The organism is Cytobacillus sp. C11.1 (assembly GCF_058145115.1).
The window spans coordinates 2,187,853-2,209,181 of record NZ_CM176935.1 but is presented as its reverse complement, the minus strand read 5'-3'; the positions used below and the strand labels follow the sequence as shown (position 1 = coordinate 2,209,181).

Below are 21,329 nucleotides of genomic sequence, written 5' to 3'. Positions count from 1 at the left end.
TATTTTTAAAATTTAAGGCTCTGTTAAACTTGCATGCTGATTTCCGCTTTAGAAGCTCAGCAAACCGCAGGCGATTCGGGAGCCTCCTCGGCGCGCTGAAACTGCGTGGTCTCTCTTTGTACACTTCCTCGCAGGCCTTTGAATGAGCATACCCGAATAGACAACGCACGAATAAATGCAAATGTTTTTTGGAGGACCTCGCATCTTCTGATTTATCAACACATGCTAATTAAGACTTTGGCATTATAACAGCTTAATAACTGAATGATGACAATCAGGCTCAAATAGCATAAGGTTTCTTAGCACCCAATTTGACGAGCAATAACCATTCGCTGTACTTCAGATGTTCCTTCTCCAATCTCGGTTAGCTTTCCGTCTCTCATATATCGTTCCACATGATAATCTTTCATATACCCGTAACCCCCATGAATTTGTACTGCCTGGTCGGCTATTTCCATACAAATTTCCGAAGCATATAGCTTACACATAGAGGCCTCTTTCGCAAAAGGTCTACCCTGGTCTTTTAGCCATGCAGCTTTATATACCATATTTCTTGCCAATTCGATTTTCATTGCCATATCAGCCAGCTTAAACTGAATAGCCTGAAAGCTTGATAGTGAACGCCCAAACTGCTGGCGCTCCTTAGCATATTGCAGGGCTTTTTCGTATGCAGCCTGGGCAATGCCCAAAGCCATGGCACCAATGCCAATACGGCCTCCATCCAACGTAATTAAAAACTGTTTAAAGCCCTCTCCTTTTTTGCCGAGCAAGTGCTCAGTCGGTACGCGCACATCTTCAAGAACAAGTTCTGTGGTATTGGAGGCATTTAGCCCCATTTTTTCATAATTATCGATGACTGTGAAGCCTGGAGCATCCGTCGGCACAATAATCGCACTGATTTCTTTTTTGCCATCCTTTTCACCAGTTATAGCTGTTAAGGCCAAATGCTTGGCATAGCTGGCATTTGTGATAAAGCATTTATTTCCGTTGATTATATATTCTCCGTCCTTCTCAACTGCAGTTGTCCTTGTCCCGCCGGCATCCGACCCTGCATTGGGCTCGGTAAGACCGAAAGCTCCAAAAGATTCACCAGTACAAATCGGTACAAGATATTTTTGCTTTTGCTCTTCTGTTCCGAATAAGTAAAGTGGCGCACCTCCAAGAGAAATATGGGCTGAATAGGTAATTCCAGTAGAAGCACATGCTCTGCTTAGTTCTTCGGTAACGATCGCAAAGCTAACTGTATCTGCCTCTGCTCCGCCATATTCTTCTGGAAAAGGAAGTCCCATTAAACCAAGGTCGGCCATTTTCTTAAAAACATCCACAGGAAATTCTTTCGTGCGATCTCTTTCAAGAGCTCCTGGCGCAACCTCCTCATCAGCAAACTCCCTTATTGTTTTAAGTATCATATTCTGTTCCGCGGTTAAATCGAAGTTCATATACATCCCCCTCATTGCGTTTTCTGTATCCGCTTTCATTACCATTATATAAGGGATGTAGAAGTTTTCTCAACATTTAAAAACTTTTTAAAATATTTTATTATACGAATATAGAAATAACTGTGAGCAAAAAACCAAATATACCCGAAATCCAAAGGTAATGAAGCCTTAGCTTCCACCCTGACACCAGCCAAAGCAAACAATTTAAAAATAAAGCAAAATAGAGCATTGTTTGGCTTTCTCCATATAAACCAGAGACCAGTGCAACAGTTCCAACCAGCAGAATGAAAGCCGCTGAAATAATAGGTAAATGAAAAGAGATTCTTTTTTTAGAAAAGTAAAAAACTGCTAAAATACCAGCAAAAACAAAAAGCAACAAAAAGGCGGTTTGCAAAATAATAGACAATTCAGTAAAATAAATTAAAAACACAGATATTGGAATAAGCAGCAAGAAAATAAGATTTATTAAATTTGTCATCATTCCTATTTTCTCTTTTCTTATTTCCTTCGGCTGATTTCCTTCCGTGTAGAGAGCTAGTAAGTAATCGCAATATTGTTCAGGAAGCATTCGGCTTTTCTTCCAATACAATAGCTCATTTACAATGATCTGTTTTCTGCTGTCTTTCAACCCTTAGCACATCCAATCACTTATATGCAAATTCTGCAAAAAAAATAGTTTACTTCCATTTTAAGAAGTAAACTATTTCCCGGCAATCTTTTTTCTATTCTAAGAAGTCTTTTAAGCGCTTGCTGCGGCTTGGATGTCTTAATTTTCTTAAGGCCTTGGCTTCAATTTGACGAATTCGTTCACGGGTTACACCAAATACCTTACCCACTTCTTCCAATGTTCTTGTGCGGCCATCGTCTAATCCAAAACGAAGGCGAAGAACATTTTCTTCACGGTCTGTAAGTGTATCAAGAACATCTTCCAGCTGCTCTTTCAGTAGCTCATATGCAGCATGTTCAGATGGGGATGTCGCATCCTGGTCTTCAATGAAATCGCCTAAATGAGAGTCGTCCTCTTCTCCTATAGGCGTTTCCAAGGATACAGGCTCCTGTGCAATCTTAAGGATTTCACGTACCTTATCAGGAGTCAAGTCCATATCTTCAGCGATTTCTTCGGGAGTTGGTTCACGACCAAGGTCCTGTAGCAGCTGTCGCTGAACGCGAATTAATTTGTTAATGGTTTCAACCATATGCACAGGAATACGAATCGTTCTTGCCTGGTCGGCAATGGCTCTCGTAATGGCCTGGCGGATCCACCATGTTGCATAAGTACTGAATTTATAACCTTTGCGGTAGTCAAACTTTTCAACTGCTTTGATTAATCCCATGTTGCCTTCCTGGATCAGGTCAAGGAAAAGCATTCCACGGCCTACATATCTTTTAGCGATACTAACCACCAGCCGAAGGTTAGCTTCTGCCAATCGTCTTTTCGCTTCTTCATCGCCTTCCTCGATTCTCTTGGCAAGCGATATTTCTTCCTCTGCTGAGAGTAAATCTACGCGTCCGATTTCTTTTAGATACATACGGACCGGATCATTGATTTTAACTCCTGGAGGCACGCTTAAATCATTTAAATCGAATTCCTCTTCACCTTTGGCAAGTTCCTGCACATTTGGATCGGCATCTTCGTTATCGCCTACCAATTCTACACCCTGATCGCCAAGGAACTCATAAAATTCATCCATCTGATGGGAATCGACCTCAAACTGAGACATTCTTTCCGCTATATCATCGTAGGCAAGGACACCTGTCTTTTTTCCTATTTCAACTAATTGGTCTTTTACTTGTTCAAGGGTCAACTCTGTATCAACCTCTTTTGAACGGGCCGATTTTTCAGCCATATGTCCCCCTCCTTCCAAAAATCACAGACATTCGTCATCCACCAAGCACTTGGAAAATTTTTATAGGAGACGTTTGTCCCAAGTAACTTGTGCCAGGCGCTATTTCAAGGCCTGTTTCAATATGCCATCTATAGTGACTTGCGCAATTGGATAATTTCCATTGCGATTAATGCTGCTTTTGCATAATCCTTTTGTCGCTCTGCTTCTTTTTCTTCATTAAGTTTTTCCTTTATTTTTAACATCTTTTGATAATTCAACACCTGTTTAATATAATCAGTTAATTCCTGTTCGCTTATTTCATCATTTATGGACATCATTTCGATATCCACCACGATTCGTTTAAGCTTTTCATCGTTTATAAAATTTATAAATGCACTTGGATCAGGTGAATGGCCATTTTCGTAGAAGCCCAAAAGATAGGTGATGATGGCTTGGTGCTCATCGATGTTAAAAGTATTTCCCTGAAGCATATCCTGAACTTTAAAAGCTGCGTCACTATCCCGAAGCATGTGGGCGATCAATCTTCTTTCCGCTGTATGGTATGCGGGTTTAAGGTTATCTGCCCTTTTCGGCACTTGAAGCCTTTTCTGAGGCTCAATAGCCCCTTTGCCCTGCTGGTTCTTACGCTTCTCAGCGTAAAAAACTTGTTTTTGCTGCTCTTTCAAAGCTTCAAGGGAAAGCGAAAATTCACTTGCAAGCTGGCGTAAATAATGGTCTCTTTCCACCGCTTTATCCAGCTGGCTGATTTCCTTTAATACTTCTTCGATATAAAGAAGGCGATCTCCTTCATTCTGAAGCCTTTTGCCCCTGCGGAGATAAAGCAGCTTGAAAGCCATAAATGTTACGCTTGAGTCAATTACCTCATTGCGGAACTTTTCTTCGCCATACTCATTAATATAATCATCAGGATCATATCCATCTGGCATTAAAGCAACTCTTACATGGCAGCCCGATTCGGTCAGCAGATTTGCTGCTCTATAAGCTGCTTCTATGCCTGCATTGTCGGAATCGTAACAGATCGTGATAGATTGAACATTTCTTCTTAAGGAAGCAACATGCTCCTCAGTTAAAGCTGTACCCATTGTACCGACACCATTTCCGACACCGGCACGATCAGCGGCGATTACATCAGCAAACCCTTCAAAAAGAACGGCTCTTTGCAATTTTTTTATCTGAGGCCTCGCCAAATGAAAATTATATAAAGTTTTACTTTTATTAAAGATTGCTGTTTCAGGGCTATTTAAATATTTGGGCTCATCGTCCCCGAGTGATCTTCCTGAAAAAGCAATCGTATTTCCGCTGCGGTCAAAAATCGGGAACATGATTCTTTCTCTGAAGCGGTCAAAATAGTTACCATCTTTCTCCCGTTTGATAATCAGTCCGGCTCTTTCCATAACATCTGCGGGGAATTTTCTTTTTGTCAAAAACTTAAATACAAAATCCCATGACTTCAATGAATAGCCAATTTGGAACCTTTCTATTGACTCCATTGAAAAGCCTCTGTTTAGCAGATATTCAAGAGCATGCTGACCATCTTTTGTGTTTACGAGCAGATGGTGATAGAATTTACGTAGAAGCTCATGAGCTTCCATCATCTGCTGCAAATCAATAGGCACTGATTTTGCTGACGCTACGGATGAGGCATCAATCTCGAGCTTGATATTTCCTTTCTCAGCGAGTTTTAATGCAGCTTCCTGAAAGGAATAGCCTTCTAAATCCATCAAAAATGAAAAGGCATTTCCTCCCGCTCCACACCCAAAGCAATGATAGATTTGCTTTTCAGGTGAGACAGAAAAGGAAGGGGTATTCTCGCCATGAAAAGGGCAAAGACCAAAGTAGTTGCGCCCTTGCTTGTTTAATTGAATATAGTCGCCAATGACATCAACAATATCTACAGCTTGCCGAATTTCATTAACTTTTTCCTCGGCGATCCGCTCTGCCATGAGAACAACTCCATTACTTACTGAGGTATTCTATAAAATGTTACCGAATCCCTTCAAAATTCGACAAAATGTTTGTCAGTTGTTCCACAAACCTGGACCGGTCCTCCCGACTATAAGGTTTGGGGCCTTTCCCGTATACTCCTTTTCTGCGCGCTTTCGCTGATAAATATCTCATATCAAGCGCAGTGCGAATTTCATTTTCTTCAAATAAAATTCCCTTGGGTGAAAGGACATAAACTCCTTTTAACAAAAGAGTTGACGCCAGTCCAATATCCTGTGTAACAACCACATCTCCTGAATTGACATTATTCATGATGAATAAATCAGCTGCTTCCTTACTGGAATCAACAAACTTCCAAACTGCCCCGTTAAGATCATTTTTCATGTGCGCAAAAGAAGCAACAAAAACTGCGTCCACGGAAAAGGAATTAGCAATTTCGACAATTTCTTCTTTCACGGGACAGGAATCAGCATCCACCATAACGATTGGTTTGCCTAATGTTCTAATTATTCTACATCACTCCGCATATTCCTTCTTTCCAAGAATAACTTTTGCATAGAGATATATGTCGAATTTTTTCTTGGACTAAACCTTGACATGCCACAATAAATAGTTTATTCGTTCGGAATGAACTCTAAACCTATTCGGGTACATTTTTATCACAATTTTTTATTATAGTACATTAAAGTCTATTTTGCCATTATTTTATCTCTATAATCAGAAACTTAAATTTGCAATTTTTTCACTTGGCTAGTGGAGGCTTACGAACCTGCATTTTCTTTACCCTGTTTGCTTACTAAAGCAAGTATAAATGTCCGATTTTATAAGTATTCAGCATTTGCTGGAAAGATTCCTGATTTTAGATGAGGAAGTACTTTTTGCGGCTTTATATAATGTAATTCAGGCAAAAGAAAAGGCACATAAAAAATTTATGTGCTAGCTTCTTGGAAAGCTTTTACGGTATTGATTTAAAATCATATTTGCCGTTTCTTCAACCGCTTTATTGGTAACATCAATAACCGGACATTTAATTTTGGAAACAATTTTTTCAAAATAAGAAATTTCTTCTTTAATTCTCTCTATATTTGCATAGCTTGCACTATCGCTTAATCCCAAAGATATCAAACGTTCTCTGCGGATATAATTTAATTTTTCAGGACTGATTTTTAGGCCGTAGCATTTTTCAGGCGGTACAAGAAACAGCTCTTCAGGAGGATCTACTTCCGGCACAAGAGGGACATTTGCGACCTTCAGCCTTTTATGTGCAAGATATTGTGAAAGTGGCGTCTTGGAAGTTCTCGAAACCCCAATTAAGACAATATCTGCTTTTAAGATTCCCCTGGGATCGCGGCCATCATCATATTTAACCGCAAACTCGATGGCTTCAATCTTTTTAAAGTAATCCTCATCAAGCTTTCTGACCAAACCTGGTTCAAAAAGCGGCGTTACACCGCACGCCTTTTGGATTTGATCCATTAAAGGACCCACGATATCAAATACATAAATCCCTTCTTCTGCTGCTCTTTGGTTAATATATTTTCTCATATCTGGTTTAACCATCGTATAAGCTATCATCCCATTATCCAGCTTAGCAAGAGAAATGACTTCATCAATATGTACCTTTTCTTCAACATACGGAAAACGCTTGATGGTTATATCACTGCCATTAAACTGGCTCGTGGCAGCCTTCGTAACAAGTTCGGCTGTTTCCCCAACTGAGTCAGAAACGACGTAGATGATCGGCATTTTTCCCATTCTTCAACACCATCTCCTTCTATCGATTAATCTACTTTTCCCCCGCAAGGGCTAAGAATGCTTTCGTTAAATTGGTTTTTGTTATTCTGCCGTTAACTTCAAATCCCTTATCAGACTTCTTTACTACCGGCAGTGCATCAATTTGCTTTTCGATCAGCTTTTTAGCTACCTCTATAAGTAAATCCTCTTTCTCGCACATCGTTATATTCGGCATTCTAGTCATAATAATGTTCACAGGAATTGAGTTCAGCTCCTGCTTTCCAATACTTGCACGAAGAGATCCTTTCTGGATAAAACTCCAACAAGCAAAGAATCCTGGTCGACAACAAATAATGTGCCTACGTCTTCCAGAAACATCGTAACAATAGCATCATATACTGAAACATTTTCATTGACCACAACCGGAATTGACTGATAATCCTTTACATACAGCTTTTGAAGGTTTTCCGTTAATAACTGGGCACCTGTTTTGCCCGTATAAAAATAGCCTACACGAGGACGGGCATCCAAATAGCCTGCCATTGTCAAAATGGCCAAATCCGGCCTTAAAGTTGCCCTGGTCAAGTTTAATTGTTCTGCTATGCTCTCGCCAGTGATTGGACCATTTTCCTTCACAATTTCAATAATCTTTTCCTGCCTTTTATTTAATTCGATTTTCCTCACCACCTAACATGGGAAAGATCCGGTCTATTTTAAAGGGTATACATTGCCAGACCTTCTGAATTCAATATAAATAAGGTTATACTTTTATATAATTATTATATACTATTTGCCATAAATGAAAAGGTGCGTTTCACACATATTCAGTTATTGCCAGCACATTGTGTCAAAAATATGAAAGAGCCCGTCGCAGATATAACAGGCTCTTCCTATACCTGGCAGCAGCATCCTGCTGCCGTTCCTTATTCAAATTTAATCCTATTCCATCATGAAAGGCAAAATTTTAGCTCGTTATTTAACAATAATTTCATTCATATTGGCAAACTGCATAATTAATTCGGCTAAAAGTGTCATTTGATTCAGTCTGTTTGTCCTGACTGCCCCGTTCTCGGCCATAACCATTGTATGTTCGAAGTATTGGTCAATCTCTGGCTTCATGCTTATGAGCAAGTTAAAAGCTTCTTCCTCTGAAACCTCTTTACGCAATTCTTCACTCACTGATAGGTATTTATTAAAAAGAGCTTTTTCAAACTCATTCTCAAACATGCTGCTATCGACTTCGCCCTTTTCTTCCGCTTTTGAAGAAATATTAATAACACGGCTAAGCGCTTCTATGCTTTCTTTAAAGCCTTCAGAATCCTTGTTGGACTCAAGGACTTCAGCTCTTTCTACAATGGATGGCACCGAGCCGATTTTTCCGCCTAAAACAGCGTCAATTAAGTCATATCGAACGGCTTTTTCCTGTAGCATATACTTGACCCTTAGCTTAAAGAATGAAACCAATTCCTGAAAAAGTTCCTCTTTTGTCTTCTTGCCGATCTTCGCATTAAGGACTGCTTCCAGTGATAAATCAATCAGGTTTTCAAGCTTAACATTCCAATTCTTTGCCAATAATGTTTGGATGATCCCTGTCGCCTGTCTTCTTAGAGCATAAGGATCCTGCGACCCGCTTGGAATTATGCCAATCGCAAAGGAAGAGACGATTGTATCCATTTTTTCAGAAATGGCCAGTACAGCCCCAGCATTGCCTGAAGGCGTTTTATCTTCTGCATTTCGCGGCATATAATGCTCATTAATGGCATGTGCAACTGCTTCTTTTTCGCCTTTTTGGAGAGCATATTTTTCTCCCATGAATCCCTGTAGCTCTGGAAACTCATAAACCATATGGGAAACAAGGTCGAATTTGCTTATTTCAGCAGCACGGTCTGCGACTGCTTTTTCCTCGTCACTGAAACCTAGTTCATCACTTAATTTATTTGCCAATTGGCGCACACGAGCGACTTTTTCCGCAAGCGTACCGATTTCTTCATGGTATACTATGCTTTTAAGCTTAGCCAATGAAACATTAATATCCGTTTTCTGGTCTTCTTTATAGAAGAATGCAGCATCAGCAAGCCTTGCTCTTAGAACTTTTTCATTTCCTTTAGCCACTTTCTCCAGATGCTCATGTCCGCCATTTCTGACTGTCACGAAATAAGGAAGCAGCTTTTCATCTTTTGATTTCACCGGAAAATAACGCTGATGTTCTTTCATAGATGTAATCAAAACTTCTTCTGGAAGTTCAAGAAATTCCTCTTCGAATTGGCCATATAAAGCAGTAGGGTATTCAACAAGATTATTTACTTCCTCTAATAAATCCTCGTCTACAGGTATAACCCATCCGTTTTCTTCTTCAATCTTTTCCAGCTGTGATTGAATGGCATTTTTTCTTTCCTGCGGGTTCGTAATCACATATTGTGCCAGCAAAGCTTTTTCATAATCAGCCGGATTGCTGAGCTCAATATCTTTACCCAGGAATCGGTGTCCTCTTGTCCAATTCGATGTTTGGACATTTGTTATGGCAAAAGGGATGACTTCGTTTCCGAATAAGGCCATTAGCCATTTAATAGGCCTTACAAAACGAAGCTCCTGGTCTGCCCATTTCATATTCTTTGGAAATGTTAAAGAAGTAATAAGCTGCTGCAGTTCTGGCAGAAGGGCAGCTGTTTCCTGTCCCTTAATAAATTTGTTGACATGAGCATATTCAATCCCATTAATTTCTTTAAAGAAGATGTCCTCTACAGAGGCACCTTGGCCGCGGCTAAATCCAATTGCAGCTTTTGACCATTCGCCATTTTCGTTTAATGCAATTTTTTTGGCAGGCCCTTTTGCTTCTTCATTTATGTCTTCCTGTGCAGTATTTACGCCAGTTACAAGAATAGCCAAACGGCGTGGAGATGAATAGGTTTTTATTTCTTCATGAGAAATCTTCTTCTCTTTAAGCCAGGAGCTTACTTTATCTGAAAGCTGATTCATTGAATTAGTCACAAATCTTGCCGGCATTTCTTCAAGGCCAATTTCCAACAGCAGATCTTTTTTATTCATGGGTTCCTTCCTCCTTTGCATTTAAAATTGGAAAACCAAGCTTCTCTCTTTCTTCATAGAAGGTTTTGGCAACTTTTCTGGCCAGGTTTCTGCAGCGGGCTATATAACCAGTTCTTTCTGTTACAGATATAGCTCCTCTGGCATCAAGCAGGTTAAAAGTGTGCGAACATTTTAAAACATAATCATATGCCGGATGGACAAGGCCTTCATCCATTTGCCTGTGCGCTTCTTTTTCATAGATATTGAACAAATTGAAAAGCATATCTGGATCTGAAGTTTCAAACGTATATTTTGAATGCTCAAACTCAGGCTGCAGGAATATATCTCTTACCGTAAAGCCATCTGTCCATTCAAGGTCAAACACATTTTCTTTATCCTGGATGTAGGATGCAAGTCTTTCAATTCCATATGTAATTTCAACAGAAACCGGCTTGCACTCTAATCCGCCCACCTGCTGGAAATACGTGAATTGGGTAATTTCCATTCCATCAAGCCACACTTCCCATCCTAAGCCAGCACAGCCAAGGGATGGGTTTTCCCAGTTATCTTCCACAAAGCGGATATCATGTTCCAGCGGATCTATACCTAATGCTTTTAAGGAATCTAGGTATAACTCCTGGATGTTATCCGGAGAAGGTTTCATAATCACTTGAAATTGGTGATGCTGATAAAGCCTGTTTGGATTCTCCCCATAGCGTCCGTCAGCAGGGCGGCGTGAAGGCTCTACATAGGCCACATTCCACGGCTCTGGTCCGATTGCTCTTAAAAAAGTATAGGGACTCATCGTACCTGCGCCTTTTTCCACATCATACGCCTGCATTAGAATACAGCCCTGGGCTGACCAATGTTTTTGGAGTGTTAATATCATATTTTGAATATTCATAGGACACCTCTTCCTTTTTCCTGATTTTAGTATTAAATATTTGGCTTTATTAACCTTGTCTGTTGATCTCTGCTATCAGGGTGTTAAAAGCCACAATAAGCTTTAATGGAGCTGAACATAAAAAAACTCCCGTCTCTATGCTCAAGGCATAGGGACGAGAGTTTACCCGCGGTTCCACCCTATTTGCTGCAGCCTTTGCCGCAGCCTCTTTTGTATCAAAAGACAATATTGCTCTGGAGCGCCCTTCCTCAACCTTCCATGCCTGGCTTCCACCGTCCCAGGTTCGCTTTTATAGAATGAGTTAAGTACTCTTCTCCTTCACTGCAATTATTTAATTAATTTGAATCATAGCGGAAACAATATTGATTGTCAATATTCAGGGGCAGCCAAAGCTAAGGTGCGTTTAAATTACATAAGATCATCAAACTTGGCCATCTGGTTTAGAAATTTTTTTGTTTTTAAGTTGAGGCCCGAGTATTCTTCGTAATAAGCTGAAATAATTTTTTTCAATTCCGCTTTTGTTTCTGGCTTGACAGAGATATTTCCAAGCCTGGACAAGTCAAAAAAGTAAAACAGGCGCAGCAGCTTGATAGTCCCCTGTGTAACCTTATAATGATACGGGTCTTTTTCGAGGCAACGGTGACAAATTAAGCCGTTTTCCCGGATAGAAAATGAAAAATGCCCGTCAGTGCTTCCACAGACAGAACATTGATCAAGAACAGGATATAATCCCAAACTATTCAACATTTTCATTTCATAAATGTTTGTTATTATCTCGGGGTCATATCCTTCATTAATAAAATTCAGGGACTGGTAAAGCAATTCAAATAGAAAAGGGTTTGGTTTTTTGTCCTCTGTGCTTTTATCAGTTAAATCCACAATATAGCTTGCGTAAGCGGTCAGAAATATATCTTCTTTGATGGAACGCATGGACGCAGCCATTTCTCCTTGTTGAAGAGTCCCTAATCCGCTTCCTCTTTGTACTAAAAAGTATCCGTATGTAAAAAGCTGGGTGACAGCAGCAAGGCGGCTGTTCGGCTTTTTCGCCCCGCGTGCCATCACACCAACCTTTCCCCACTCACGGGTGTATAGGGTGACTATTTTATTTGTTTCGCTATAATTAGTAGTTCTTATGACGATGCCTTCACATTTATCAAGCACCTTTGACACCATCCCTGTCTTTCGACAAACCTATGAGATGGGAAAATCAGCTTCTGCTAGCTCTTCATCGTTATTTCCGGGTATATCTTGAGTTTCCTTTTCTAGCTCCTTGAAGAGAAGATATGTGTCAATATTACCTGTCTGGGAAAACACTTTCCAGGTAAAATCCATCATCGAAAACCCCACCTTTCCGTTATTCAACTAGCAATTTATTTATCCCAATACTTTATCTATATCATAGCCTGTCTTTGTAAAATCATGAGACGAAAATATTGTCAATCAGTATCATGCATATTAACCAAAAACCGTTAATACTTTAATTAGGGCTGGTAAATTAGTACTCATCCTCACGGAAACCAAAATCGCGAAGCTGGGACATTTTGTTTCGCCAATCTTTTTGAACCTTAACCCAAAGCTCAAGATAGACTTTTGACCCGAGCAGATTTTCAATATCCACCCTTGCCCGTTTACCAACTTCCTTCAGCATTTTTCCCTGCTTTCCGATTACAATGCCTTTTTGCGAATCACGTTCTACGATAATGGTGGCCATCACATGAACGACATCTTTCTCTTCACGGCGCTCCATCTTATCGATCATTACGGCCAGCGAGTGCGGAATTTCTTCTCTTGTAAGGTGCAGTACTTTTTCTCTGATCAGTTCGGAAACAATAAATCTTTCAGGGTGGTCAGTCACCTGGTCGGCAGGATAAAACTGCGGTCCCTCCGGAATATATTCCTTAATCTGTCCCAAAAGTGTCTCAACATTATTTCCCTCAAGAGCAGATATGGGGATAATTTCACTGAATTCGTACTTCTCCTTGTAAGAATCAATTAACTTCAGTAGTTCATCCGGATGTACCTGGTCAATTTTATTGATAACAAGGAAAATAGGAGTACGAACTGACTGAAATTTTTCAATGATAAATTCTTCACCGCGGCCGAAACCTTCCTGGGCATTAACCATAAACAGGATAACATCAACTTCCTTAAGCGTGTTTTGGGCAACTTTCATCATAAAGTCTCCCAGCTTGTGCTTTGGTTTATGGATTCCAGGTGTATCGATGAAGATAAATTGTGCATCATCTGTTGTCAGGACACCTTGGACTTTATTGCGTGTCGTTTGCGGCTTATCACTCATAATGGCAATTTTTTGTCCGATTACGCGATTTAAAAAGGTTGACTTACCAACGTTTGGCCTGCCAATTATGGAAATAAACCCTGATTTGTGGCCTTTTGCTGTTGTCTCGTTATTCATGTAGATCCTCCGGTGAAAATGCTCCTGGCAATAATTCTTCTACTGTTAATTCACTTATATCCCCTTTTAAATTTGTTAAAACCACTTTCATATCTGGGGGGCATAACTCTGATATTACCTGCCTGCAAGCACCGCATGGAGGCACTGGACGATCTGTGTCAGCGACTACGGCAATGGCCGAAAAGTTTTTAACTCCATCCGAATATGCTTTGAACAGAGCAGTCCTTTCGGCACAGTTGCACATGCTGTAAGCTGCATTCTCAATATTACAGCCATGGAAGACCTGCCCGTCATCACTTAAAAGCGCTGCTCCTACTTTAAATTTTGAATAAGGTACATATGCTCTATCTCTTGCTATCTTTGCTTCTTCAATTAGTTGATCCATTTTCACAATTATTTCTTCCTTTCAAGTAAGAAGGCTGCCGCCTCCCTTTTATTTTACAACATTTTGCCGTCATTTTCATCGTTTGTAGCAAAATCGTAATAAAAAAATTGAATTTTCTAAAAATATATCAGCTTTTAAAATTTTTTATTGGCTGTTCTGTCATTTTAGCGGATTGAGTGAGCGTTTTCAAACTCGGAAATAACAATTTTGTGCTGTTAGCCTGACCAGCTTCTTTGCTGCACTCGAAATTAACTGGTTAGAAAAAATAAGCCGCCCAATAGGACAGCTTTCGTTCAGCTCATATAAGCAATGATTTTAGGCAAAAAAATGATGGTTCCAATAATTACACTTAAAAAGGCATATATAAAAACGGCTCCGGCAGCAGTATCCTTCGCTTGCTTTGCAAGGGGATGATACTCTTCAGTTACAAGATCGACAACTCTTTCAACAGCCGTATTCATTAATTCAAGTGAGAGCATTCCACCGATGGCGAAAAGGATGATAATCCACTCAAACCGGGAAATTGCAAATATTAATCCAAGCAAAATAACAGCTAAGGAAATAAACAGGTGTATTTGCAGGTTCCTTTCTTTCTTCACAGCTGATCTGATACCGGAAAATGCAAAAGTAAAGGATTTTAGGACACTGTGGGTACGTTTCTTACTACCTCGTGAGCCCGAAGTCATCTAAAATATCCTTCTGGCGGGAAAACATTTTTTCCTCATCCTCTTGGTTTTCATGATCATACCCCAGGAGATGAAGGAAGCCATGAACCGCCAAAAAACCAAGTTCCCGCATAAAAGAGTGTCCGTATTCCTCTGCCTGCTCCTTTGCTTTCGCAACAGATATGATAATGTCACCCAAAACCCTTGGCATATCCACACCAACAAGCTCGACTTCTCCTTCACCGAGTTCTTCCATAGCAAAAGAAATAACATCCGTCGGCCGATCTTTATCACGGTATTCCCTATTGATCTCTTGTATACGATCATTCGCCACAAATGTAATTGATACTTCGCTATCCGCTTCTACTCCTTCTCTTGAAGCAGCAAAGTTAATTAAATCTTCTATCTGTGCTATATCTTTTTCCGTCAGTTCATTTGTCTCATCTAAAAAGTCAATGCTTAAACTCATGCTTGTTTCACCTTCTGTTTTGTCATTTCAGGATATTCTATTCGAGAATGGAATATTCCGTTTAACGTTTCGCAAAATGAGTGCGAAACGGTTTCCAGTTCTTTTAAGGTTAAATCACATTCATTGAGCTGTCCATCCTGAAGCCGGTCTGCAATGATACTTCTGACCAGCCCTTCGATTTGTTCAGTAGTAGGGTGTGACATGGATCGAACTGCAGCCTCCACACTATCCGCGATCCCAATAACTGCGGATTCCTTTGATTGCGCTTTCGGTCCGGGATAACGGTAATCCTCTTCTTTGACTTCCAGGCCATTTTGTTTTGCTTTATGGTAAAAATATTTTAGCAACGTAGTCCCATGATGCTGCTCGGCAATATCGACAATCTCTTTCGGCATCTTATGCTTTCTTAGCATTTCCGCACCATCTGCTGCATGGGCAATGATGATATTTTTGCTGGTCTGCGGCGGCAGCCGGTCATGAGGGTTTTCAATATTAACCTGGTTTTCGATAAAAAATTGCGGGCGCTTCGTTTTGCCGATATCGTGATAATAGCAGCCAACCCTTGCCAAAAGTCCATTTGCACCAATTGCTTCACAGGCCGATTCTGAAAGATTGGCAACCATCACACTATGATGATAAGTTCCTGGTGACTCCGTCAAAATCTTTCGCAGCAGCGGATGATTTGGATTCGACAGCTCGATCAGCTTCATGGTTGATAAAATGCCAAAGCCGGCTTCAAAATACGGCAGCAGCCCAATCGTAAGTACTGCGGAGGATATGCCTGAAATAAGAGCAATCACAAAATAAAAACCATATTCAACAGTATCATAATGGCCATTTCTTAGAAACAGCAGCGAAAAAATAACGGCAATATTTACTGCTGATACAAACAGCCCTGCCTGCAGAATTTTCGATCGGCGATTTTGCTTGCTTAAAAACAGAATTGCCGCTAAACCACTGCATATGATATAGATTCCCGCGGTAACCTGGAATGTGCCTGTTATTCCCTCGTTGAAAATAATGCTGCCGCAAATTGCCATTATGATTGTATAGTAAAGCGCCAGTTTTTCATCGATTAAAATCTTAATTAGCATTGCACCCATAGCAGCAGGGAAGATGTAGCCTATTTCCGAGTAATCGTAGTCCTGGAAAATGCTAATGACCTTCATAAGCAATAGGGACAAGATAAATACGAGGCTGAACAGCAGCAAATAACTTTGCTTGACATCAGATTGAACATTTAATTCATGGAAGTAGTAGTACAGAGCAGAAAGAACAATCACGATGATCAGTGACAATCCGATGAAAGGCTGCAGTGAAGTAACGCTGTCGAGCAGCCCGACAAGCTCAAGCTGTCTGTAAATATCTCTGCTGATCAGCTGATTTTCTTCAACGATGATCTGACCCTGAAGAATTTTAACAGGTTCAACACTCTCTACAGTCTGCTGGCGCAATTCTTCAGTTGCAACCGGGTCATAAAATTGATTTTGATAAATGGCATAACGACCCAATTCAATTGCAGCCTGCTTTAAATCAGCACTTAAACTGGTAAATCGAAGTTCTTCCTCGACCCTCTTTTTAGCATTCTCTACCTGCTCTGCAGGTATTTCACTATTCATAATCTTATTAATGGCTGTTACCGTGAGGTCCTTGGCAATTGAAAGTTCCCCTTCTTTTGCCTGCAGCAATGCCAGAAATACTCCATCAGATACTTCCCTTGTTACATCTTCTGTCAATTTTTCTTTTACCCGTGCCAGTTTCTCATTGGGAGAAGGAACAGATGGCTCCGGTATTTCTTCCCCCAACTGATCAGATGCAGATGTCTCTTTCTCCTTTTCTTCCATCTCTTCCTGGACTTCTTCATTCACTTCAGAAACAGATCCAAAAATGGAGGTGACTAAATCGACCCGGTTTTGGGCTATTTCTTTTTTTACAACATATATATCCTTAACATTATTTTCGGCATCTTTTTTCTTTCTCTCTGTGCTCGCTTTATCTTCAATCGTAATCGGGGATCTGATGGTCTGTTCAGCTACAGAGAACAAACTAAGATCCAATTTTTCCGGTTTAACATTGCTATACATGGAAAAATACATAACAATTCCCAAAAGAAGAAATAACAGCACCCGAAAAAAAGTCATATTTAATAAATTCCTGATTTTAGTCATACTCTGCTGAAGGTTTGCCACAATTACCCCTCCTATCTTGGCTAAAAGCTGCCAGATAGCTTTATTAGCAACTCAATGGATTCTCTTTAATTATGTAAAATCATAACAGTTTTTTTACTAAGTTTCACCAAGAAAAATGTCTATTTAGTAACAGGTTACCTAAACATTTCACTAATAGCAAATAATTCCATAGTCTTCAAGGAAAAGTGCAAATCCTGCCACAAGGTTTTAAAGCATAGAGAAGTTAGGCAATGATCCTAACTCCAATTAAAAAACCGCCAAGGGCGGCGGTTTTTAGCTATTGTCTTTTTCATAGGCATGGATAATTTTTGCTACGAGCGGATGGCGCACAACATCACTTTGTTCCAGATGAACAAATGATAAACCATTTACTCCGCCAAGAATGTTCTCGGCAACAATTAACCCTGATTTTACTCCCTTTGGAAGATCCACTTGTGTTTGATCTCCGGTTATAATCATTTTTGATCCGAATCCCAGGCGGGTTAAAAACATTTTCATTTGTGCCTGAGTTGTATTTTGTGCTTCATCCAGGATAACAAAGGCGTCATCCAATGTTCTCCCCCGCATATAAGCCAACGGGGCAATTTCAATCGTACCTCTTTCAATCATCCTTTGGGTATGCTCTGCACCTAAAATGTCATGCAATGCATCATATAATGGCCTCAAATAAGGATCGACCTTTTCCTTTAAATCCCCCGGCAAAAACCCGAGGCTTTCCCCTGCTTCAACAGCAGGCCGAGTAAGGATAATCCGCTTCACATTCCCATTCTTTAATGCGTTGACTGCCATGACAACCGCCAAATACGTCTTTCCTGTTCCAGCCGGACCAATGCCAAACACAAGGTCATTCTTACGGATGGCATTGATATATTGGCGCTGCCCCAGTGTTTTGACGCGAATGGACTTGCCTTTGGCGTTTTTCGTTATTTCTTCTTCATATAAGTCGCTGAAATATTCAAGTGTTCCTTTATTCGCCATTTGAAGTGCATACATAACATCTCTCTGGCTTATATTTATTCCTTTTCGAATAACATACAACAATTTTTCCAAAACCTTGCCGACCAGCTCTACCTTATCCATTTCTCCAGATACATAAACCGATTCACCTCTGGTCACAATGGAAACATTCAGTTCTTGCTCAATAATTTTTAGGTTAGCATCCGAATTCCCCAATAAGGCAATTGCTTCATTTGGGTCTTCCAGCTGCACGTTCATTGTTTTCAAGTCTTCTGTCATTCCGAATCTCCTTGAATAATTGGTTGTCCTTCTGCAATATTCTCAATAATTTGGAAATGTATTGCTATTGTTACTTTACCATTGTCGACTGATTGGTGCAAAACTTTTTCACCCTTAACCTTAGCATTTTCATCTAAACGGTTTTTTATATCATTTCGTGCCATAACTTTCGCAACATCAAATGCTTCTTCATTTGAATAAATTCTGGTTACCTGCTCCCTTTCCCTGTAAGTTACATTTTTATATGAAAAAGGAAGTTCCCATTTCAAGAACCTGATTCTCTTTTCATTTTCCTCTAATTCATATTCTTTAAACTCCGGCTTGCCAAAACCCCATACTGGAATGTTTAACGACCCAATTGTTATGGAGTGCTTTATTTTTTCATTCCCATTAAAAACCTGAAAAGTGCTCTTAAGCGGCAGTTCAACTGTTGACTTGTACCATGTCTCCCCAAAAATTTCCCCTTTTGCAGGAATGGTCTCTGTTTCCCCTTCTTTGCCGATTATGCCAGATACCAGCAGCTGGCCGGGCTGAACATGATCATGTATGTCTACAACGGGCCGGCCATCTTCAACAAACATGTCCACTATGACGGCCTTCTTTTTGGCAACTAGATGACGCGGGCTTAAATGTTCCGGTTTATCAGGTTCATTCTTTTCTACAACTTGTAAATGGTAGGTTGTCCCTTTTAACTCCACACCAACCCACGTAATGGCCTCAATATTATTGGATAGCTTTCGCTGAATCGACTCCACATTATTAACAAAGAATTGCAGCTTTCCTGTTTTAACACCCATCTTGTCCAATTCCTTGCGAATTTGATATTCAGTGGCAGGGTTTGCCCCTTTAATTTCAATTCCCCATACCATATTTGATAGAAGGAGAATCACTGCGAGAAAAGCCAAAGCTCCGGCAACAAACCCGCTGTTTTTAAGAAGCCTTTTAAAAAGAAAAGGGACCCCCGCCCGCTGCAGGAACTCGATTTTGCAATCGCTGTTCCTGGCAAGGCTTCTGATTTTTTTTGCATCTTCAAGCTTCATTTTAAAGGTTACGGCCTGTGTGCCATGATTTTTTACATTCCAAATGTAAATACCACTTCGGGTAAGTGTATTAATAAACTGTTCAATTCCATTCCCGCTTGCTTTAACTGTTACAAGACCCCTATAAAACTCAATCCACTGGTTCTTCATTTCCTTCCCCCTGAATAATTAATCATTGTCTGTAATATAGGTTACTGAGTCAATTTTCCCCTCCAGCAGTATTTCTTCAGGCAAAATCGTTTTTATAACAAACGCTTTACCCTTTATTAATAGCTGCCCCTGCTTTAAAAGCAGCCTTAGTTCCTTATCTGAAAAGGCAAGTAATCCTCTGTGGTTTTCAATATATATATGGATTTGTCCAATCATAGTGATCCGGGGTAAATCCATCATGACATCTTGAGGAAGCTCCATATTTTTAGTCATCCAGCCGCGGACGAAATGTCCCCATTTTTTTGCCATAAAATAAGAACCCCCTTTCATCTCATATGTATGAAATGAAAGGGGGTTCTAGCACTTATTTTTGATTACTTCCTTTTAATCGCCCGATGGCGATTTTTCGCTCTGGGCGGACCGAGGATCTCCGCCCAAATAATTCCATCGACAATCGCCTGCTTTTGATGCGTAAACTGTCCTGATGTTTGCATTTGGGTTTGAGAGCGCTCCACTGGCTTTGCAGATGGCTCCCTTAATAAATTTGCTTGCCTTTCAGCAGCTCGCTTTTGGATCTGAAGGGCCCTCATGCTTTCCTCAGCCTGCTGTTTCCTCCGCCTGTATTCTTCTTCTATCCTGCTTGCTCTTTCAGCCTGCTGCCTCTTTTCTTCCTTCAGCGCATCTTCCATTGAAGACTCCAGAACAGGATGCTCTGATTGCTGCTGCGGCCTCTGTTGTTGACGTTTATTATTATTTTCAGGCTGTTGTCCCTTCTTTTTCTTAAAGAAGGAGGAGATAAACGCTAATAGAGCTATGAGAATAAATGGATTCTCTAATAATATTTCCAAGAGAGTTTCCTCCCTTCCCCCCTAAGGGATCATTTAGTCGTTTTTGCGGCCGTCTTTGCGATCTTCACTCATATTACCTATTGAATCTCTCATCTCCGTATCAGCAGAGATGTTTTGGATATTCATATAATCCATAACACCGATATTTCCGGAACGCAACGCTTCTGACATAGCTAGCGGTACCTGTGCCTCTGCCTCAACAACCTTTGCTCTCATTTCTTCTACGCGAGCTTTCATTTCCTGTTCCTGCGCAACAGCCATTGCACGTCTTTCTTCCGCTTTTGCCTGGGCAATTTTCTTATCCGCCTCAGCCTGTTCAGTCTGCAATTCTGCTCCAATGTTCTTGCCGATGTCCACATCCGCAATATCGATCGAGAGAATCTCAAAGGCAGTTCCTGCATCTAAACCTTTTGAAAGAACTGTTTGAGAAATCATGTCTGGATTTTCAAGAACCTTTTTATGATTGTCGGATGAACCGATTGTAGAGACAATCCCTTCGCCGACACGTGCCACAATCGTTTCCTCGCCGGCTCCCCCAACAAGGCGGTCTATATTGGCTCTTACTGTGATTCTTGCTTTAGCCTTCACTTCAATGCCATCCATCGCTACACCAGCAATGAAAGGTGTTTCGATTACTTTAGGGTTAACGCTCATCTGAACGGCTTCCAAAACGTCACGGCCCGCCAAATCAATGGCCGCACTGCGTTCGAAGCTTAAATCAATATTTGCACGGTGTGCCGCAATCAAAGCATTAACAACGCGATCAACATTACCTCCCGCAAGATAATGGCTCTCCAGCTGGTTTGTTGAAACATCCAGCCCTGCTTTATGGGCCTTAATTAACGGATTAATCACGCGACTAGGTATAACCCGGCGAAGCCTCATCCCAATTAATGTAAATATGCTGACTCTTACTCCGGCTGCCAAGGCTGAAATCCACAGCATGACCGGTACAAAGGTGAATAATATTCCCAACAAAATGACACCCAGTACGACGGCAACCAGGACAAATACTGTTCCTGCTTCTAGCATGTTCCTA

General features: G+C 40.6%; 20 protein-coding genes, 1 pseudogene and 1 other annotated feature. All 21 genes and pseudogenes read right to left on the bottom strand.

The annotated features are described in order from the left end of the window. Positions 1-299: 299 nt before the first annotated feature. On the bottom strand, positions 300-1,439 hold the full coding sequence (locus tag AC3ZVC_RS10880) for an acyl-CoA dehydrogenase (RefSeq protein ID WP_490068401.1): 1,140 nt from the start codon (positions 1,437-1,439) through the stop codon (positions 300-302). A 100-nt stretch (positions 1,440-1,539) separates the two neighbouring features. Continuing rightward, positions 1,540-2,007 carry a hypothetical protein gene (locus AC3ZVC_RS10875; RefSeq protein WP_490068400.1) on the bottom strand — a complete coding sequence of 156 codons (468 nt, stop codon included), beginning with the start codon at positions 2,005-2,007 and terminating at the stop codon, positions 1,540-1,542. Between the two features lie 154 nt (positions 2,008-2,161). Continuing rightward, on the bottom strand, positions 2,162-3,286 hold the full coding sequence (gene rpoD, locus AC3ZVC_RS10870; protein WP_026583852.1) for an RNA polymerase sigma factor RpoD: 1,125 nt from the start codon (positions 3,284-3,286) through the stop codon (positions 2,162-2,164). 128 nt (positions 3,287-3,414) lie between these two features. Then, positions 3,415-5,229, bottom strand: coding sequence for a DNA primase (gene dnaG / locus AC3ZVC_RS10865; protein WP_490068399.1), 1,815 nt, complete (start codon positions 5,227-5,229; stop codon positions 3,415-3,417). Between the two features lie 40 nt (positions 5,230-5,269). Next, on the bottom strand, positions 5,270-5,710 hold the full coding sequence (locus AC3ZVC_RS10860) for a YaiI/YqxD family protein (RefSeq protein WP_214988533.1): 441 nt from the start codon (positions 5,708-5,710) through the stop codon (positions 5,270-5,272). A gap of 456 nt (positions 5,711-6,166) precedes the next feature. Then, a complete protein-coding gene (locus AC3ZVC_RS10855; RefSeq protein ID WP_490068398.1) occupies positions 6,167-6,985 on the bottom strand; it encodes a pyruvate, water dikinase regulatory protein in 819 nt (272 codons plus the stop codon). 31 nt (positions 6,986-7,016) lie between these two features. Then, positions 7,017-7,651: pseudogene (ccpN, locus tag AC3ZVC_RS10850) on the bottom strand (transcriptional regulator CcpN). A 285-nt stretch (positions 7,652-7,936) separates the two neighbouring features. After that, a complete protein-coding gene (glyS, locus tag AC3ZVC_RS10845) occupies positions 7,937-10,009 on the bottom strand; it encodes a glycine--tRNA ligase subunit beta (RefSeq protein WP_490068397.1) in 2,073 nt (690 codons plus the stop codon). After that, positions 10,002-10,892 carry a glycine--tRNA ligase subunit alpha gene (gene glyQ, locus AC3ZVC_RS10840; RefSeq protein ID WP_490068395.1) on the bottom strand — a complete coding sequence of 297 codons (891 nt, stop codon included), beginning with the start codon at positions 10,890-10,892 and terminating at the stop codon, positions 10,002-10,004. The genes glyS and glyQ overlap by 8 nt, the downstream gene beginning before the upstream one ends. A 147-nt stretch (positions 10,893-11,039) precedes the next feature. After that, positions 11,040-11,223: a binding site (T-box leader), on the bottom strand. Between the two features lie 77 nt (positions 11,224-11,300). After that, positions 11,301-12,053 (bottom strand): DNA repair protein RecO, encoded by a 753-nt coding sequence (recO, locus tag AC3ZVC_RS10835; RefSeq protein WP_490068394.1) that lies wholly within the window; start codon positions 12,051-12,053, stop codon positions 11,301-11,303. 30 nt (positions 12,054-12,083) lie between these two features. Continuing rightward, on the bottom strand, positions 12,084-12,227 hold the full coding sequence (locus tag AC3ZVC_RS10830; protein WP_214727896.1) for a YqzL family protein: 144 nt from the start codon (positions 12,225-12,227) through the stop codon (positions 12,084-12,086). A 160-nt stretch (positions 12,228-12,387) separates the two neighbouring features. Further along, positions 12,388-13,308, bottom strand: a complete 921-nt coding sequence (gene era / locus AC3ZVC_RS10825; protein WP_490068391.1) for a GTPase Era — start codon at positions 13,306-13,308, stop codon at positions 12,388-12,390. Beyond that, on the bottom strand, positions 13,301-13,693 hold the full coding sequence (locus AC3ZVC_RS10820) for a cytidine deaminase (RefSeq protein ID WP_490068899.1): 393 nt from the start codon (positions 13,691-13,693) through the stop codon (positions 13,301-13,303). The genes era and AC3ZVC_RS10820 overlap by 8 nt, the downstream gene beginning before the upstream one ends. A gap of 293 nt (positions 13,694-13,986) precedes the next feature. Further along, positions 13,987-14,379 (bottom strand): diacylglycerol kinase family protein, encoded by a 393-nt coding sequence (locus AC3ZVC_RS10815; protein ID WP_490068390.1) that lies wholly within the window; start codon positions 14,377-14,379, stop codon positions 13,987-13,989. Further along, positions 14,357-14,827 carry an rRNA maturation RNase YbeY gene (gene ybeY, locus AC3ZVC_RS10810; protein WP_490068389.1) on the bottom strand — a complete coding sequence of 157 codons (471 nt, stop codon included), beginning with the start codon at positions 14,825-14,827 and terminating at the stop codon, positions 14,357-14,359. The genes AC3ZVC_RS10815 and ybeY overlap by 23 nt, the downstream gene beginning before the upstream one ends. Beyond that, positions 14,824-17,016, bottom strand: coding sequence for an HD family phosphohydrolase (locus AC3ZVC_RS10805; RefSeq protein WP_490068388.1), 2,193 nt, complete (start codon positions 17,014-17,016; stop codon positions 14,824-14,826). Before AC3ZVC_RS10805 ends, ybeY begins: the two co-directional genes overlap by 4 nt. Positions 17,017-17,289: 273 nt before the next feature. Continuing rightward, positions 17,290-18,252 (bottom strand): PhoH family protein, encoded by a 963-nt coding sequence (locus AC3ZVC_RS10800; protein WP_490068386.1) that lies wholly within the window; start codon positions 18,250-18,252, stop codon positions 17,290-17,292. Beyond that, positions 18,249-19,442 carry a sporulation protein YqfD gene (gene yqfD / locus AC3ZVC_RS10795; protein ID WP_490068385.1) on the bottom strand — a complete coding sequence of 398 codons (1,194 nt, stop codon included), beginning with the start codon at positions 19,440-19,442 and terminating at the stop codon, positions 18,249-18,251. Before yqfD ends, AC3ZVC_RS10800 begins: the two co-directional genes overlap by 4 nt. A gap of 18 nt (positions 19,443-19,460) precedes the next feature. Beyond that, positions 19,461-19,751: a sporulation protein YqfC gene (yqfC, locus tag AC3ZVC_RS10790; protein ID WP_490068383.1), complete on the bottom strand. Its 291-nt coding sequence runs from the start codon at positions 19,749-19,751 to the stop codon at positions 19,461-19,463. 65 nt (positions 19,752-19,816) lie between these two features. After that, positions 19,817-20,290, bottom strand: a complete 474-nt coding sequence (locus AC3ZVC_RS10785) for a YqfB family membrane protein (RefSeq protein WP_490068382.1) — start codon at positions 20,288-20,290, stop codon at positions 19,817-19,819. A 33-nt stretch (positions 20,291-20,323) separates the two neighbouring features. Continuing rightward, entirely contained in the window at positions 20,324-21,322 is a 999-nt protein-coding gene (floA, locus tag AC3ZVC_RS10780) for a flotillin-like protein FloA (RefSeq protein WP_214727911.1), read from the bottom strand. Between the last annotated feature and the right edge of the window lie 7 nt (positions 21,323-21,329).

Excerpts from the sequence above, each read along its gene's own strand:
- AC3ZVC_RS10880 (WP_490068401.1), bottom strand. The coding sequence starts at position 1,439 with ATGAACTTCGATTTAACCGCGGAACAGAATATGATACTTAAAACAATA.
- floA (WP_214727911.1), bottom strand. The coding sequence starts at position 21,322 with ATGCTAGAAGCAGGAACAGTATTTGTCCTGGTTGCCGTCGTACTGGGT.
- AC3ZVC_RS10800 (WP_490068386.1), bottom strand. The coding sequence starts at position 18,252 with ATGACAGAAGACTTGAAAACAATGAACGTGCAGCTGGAAGACCCAAAT.
- glyS (WP_490068397.1), bottom strand. The coding sequence starts at position 10,009 with ATGAATAAAAAAGATCTGCTGTTGGAAATTGGCCTTGAAGAAATGCCG.
- ybeY (WP_490068389.1), bottom strand. The coding sequence starts at position 14,827 with ATGAGTTTAAGCATTGACTTTTTAGATGAGACAAATGAACTGACGGAA.
- AC3ZVC_RS10820 (WP_490068899.1), bottom strand. The coding sequence starts at position 13,693 with ATGGATCAACTAATTGAAGAAGCAAAGATAGCAAGAGATAGAGCATAT.
- era (WP_490068391.1), bottom strand. The coding sequence starts at position 13,308 with ATGAATAACGAGACAACAGCAAAAGGCCACAAATCAGGGTTTATTTCC.
- glyQ (WP_490068395.1), bottom strand. The coding sequence starts at position 10,892 with ATGAATATTCAAAATATGATATTAACACTCCAAAAACATTGGTCAGCC.
- AC3ZVC_RS10815 (WP_490068390.1), bottom strand. The coding sequence starts at position 14,379 with ATGACTTCGGGCTCACGAGGTAGTAAGAAACGTACCCACAGTGTCCTA.
- AC3ZVC_RS10855 (WP_490068398.1), bottom strand. The coding sequence starts at position 6,985 with ATGGGAAAAATGCCGATCATCTACGTCGTTTCTGACTCAGTTGGGGAA.
- yqfC (WP_490068383.1), bottom strand. The coding sequence starts at position 19,751 with ATGGCAAAAAAATGGGGACATTTCGTCCGCGGCTGGATGACTAAAAAT.
- AC3ZVC_RS10875 (WP_490068400.1), bottom strand. The coding sequence starts at position 2,007 with ATGCTTCCTGAACAATATTGCGATTACTTACTAGCTCTCTACACGGAA.
- AC3ZVC_RS10830 (WP_214727896.1), bottom strand. The coding sequence starts at position 12,227 with ATGATGGATTTTACCTGGAAAGTGTTTTCCCAGACAGGTAATATTGAC.
- yqfD (WP_490068385.1), bottom strand. The coding sequence starts at position 19,442 with ATGAAGAACCAGTGGATTGAGTTTTATAGGGGTCTTGTAACAGTTAAA.
- rpoD (WP_026583852.1), bottom strand. The coding sequence starts at position 3,286 with ATGGCTGAAAAATCGGCCCGTTCAAAAGAGGTTGATACAGAGTTGACC.
- dnaG (WP_490068399.1), bottom strand. The coding sequence starts at position 5,229 with ATGGCAGAGCGGATCGCCGAGGAAAAAGTTAATGAAATTCGGCAAGCT.
- AC3ZVC_RS10860 (WP_214988533.1), bottom strand. The coding sequence starts at position 5,710 with ATGGTGGATGCTGATTCCTGTCCCGTGAAAGAAGAAATTGTCGAAATT.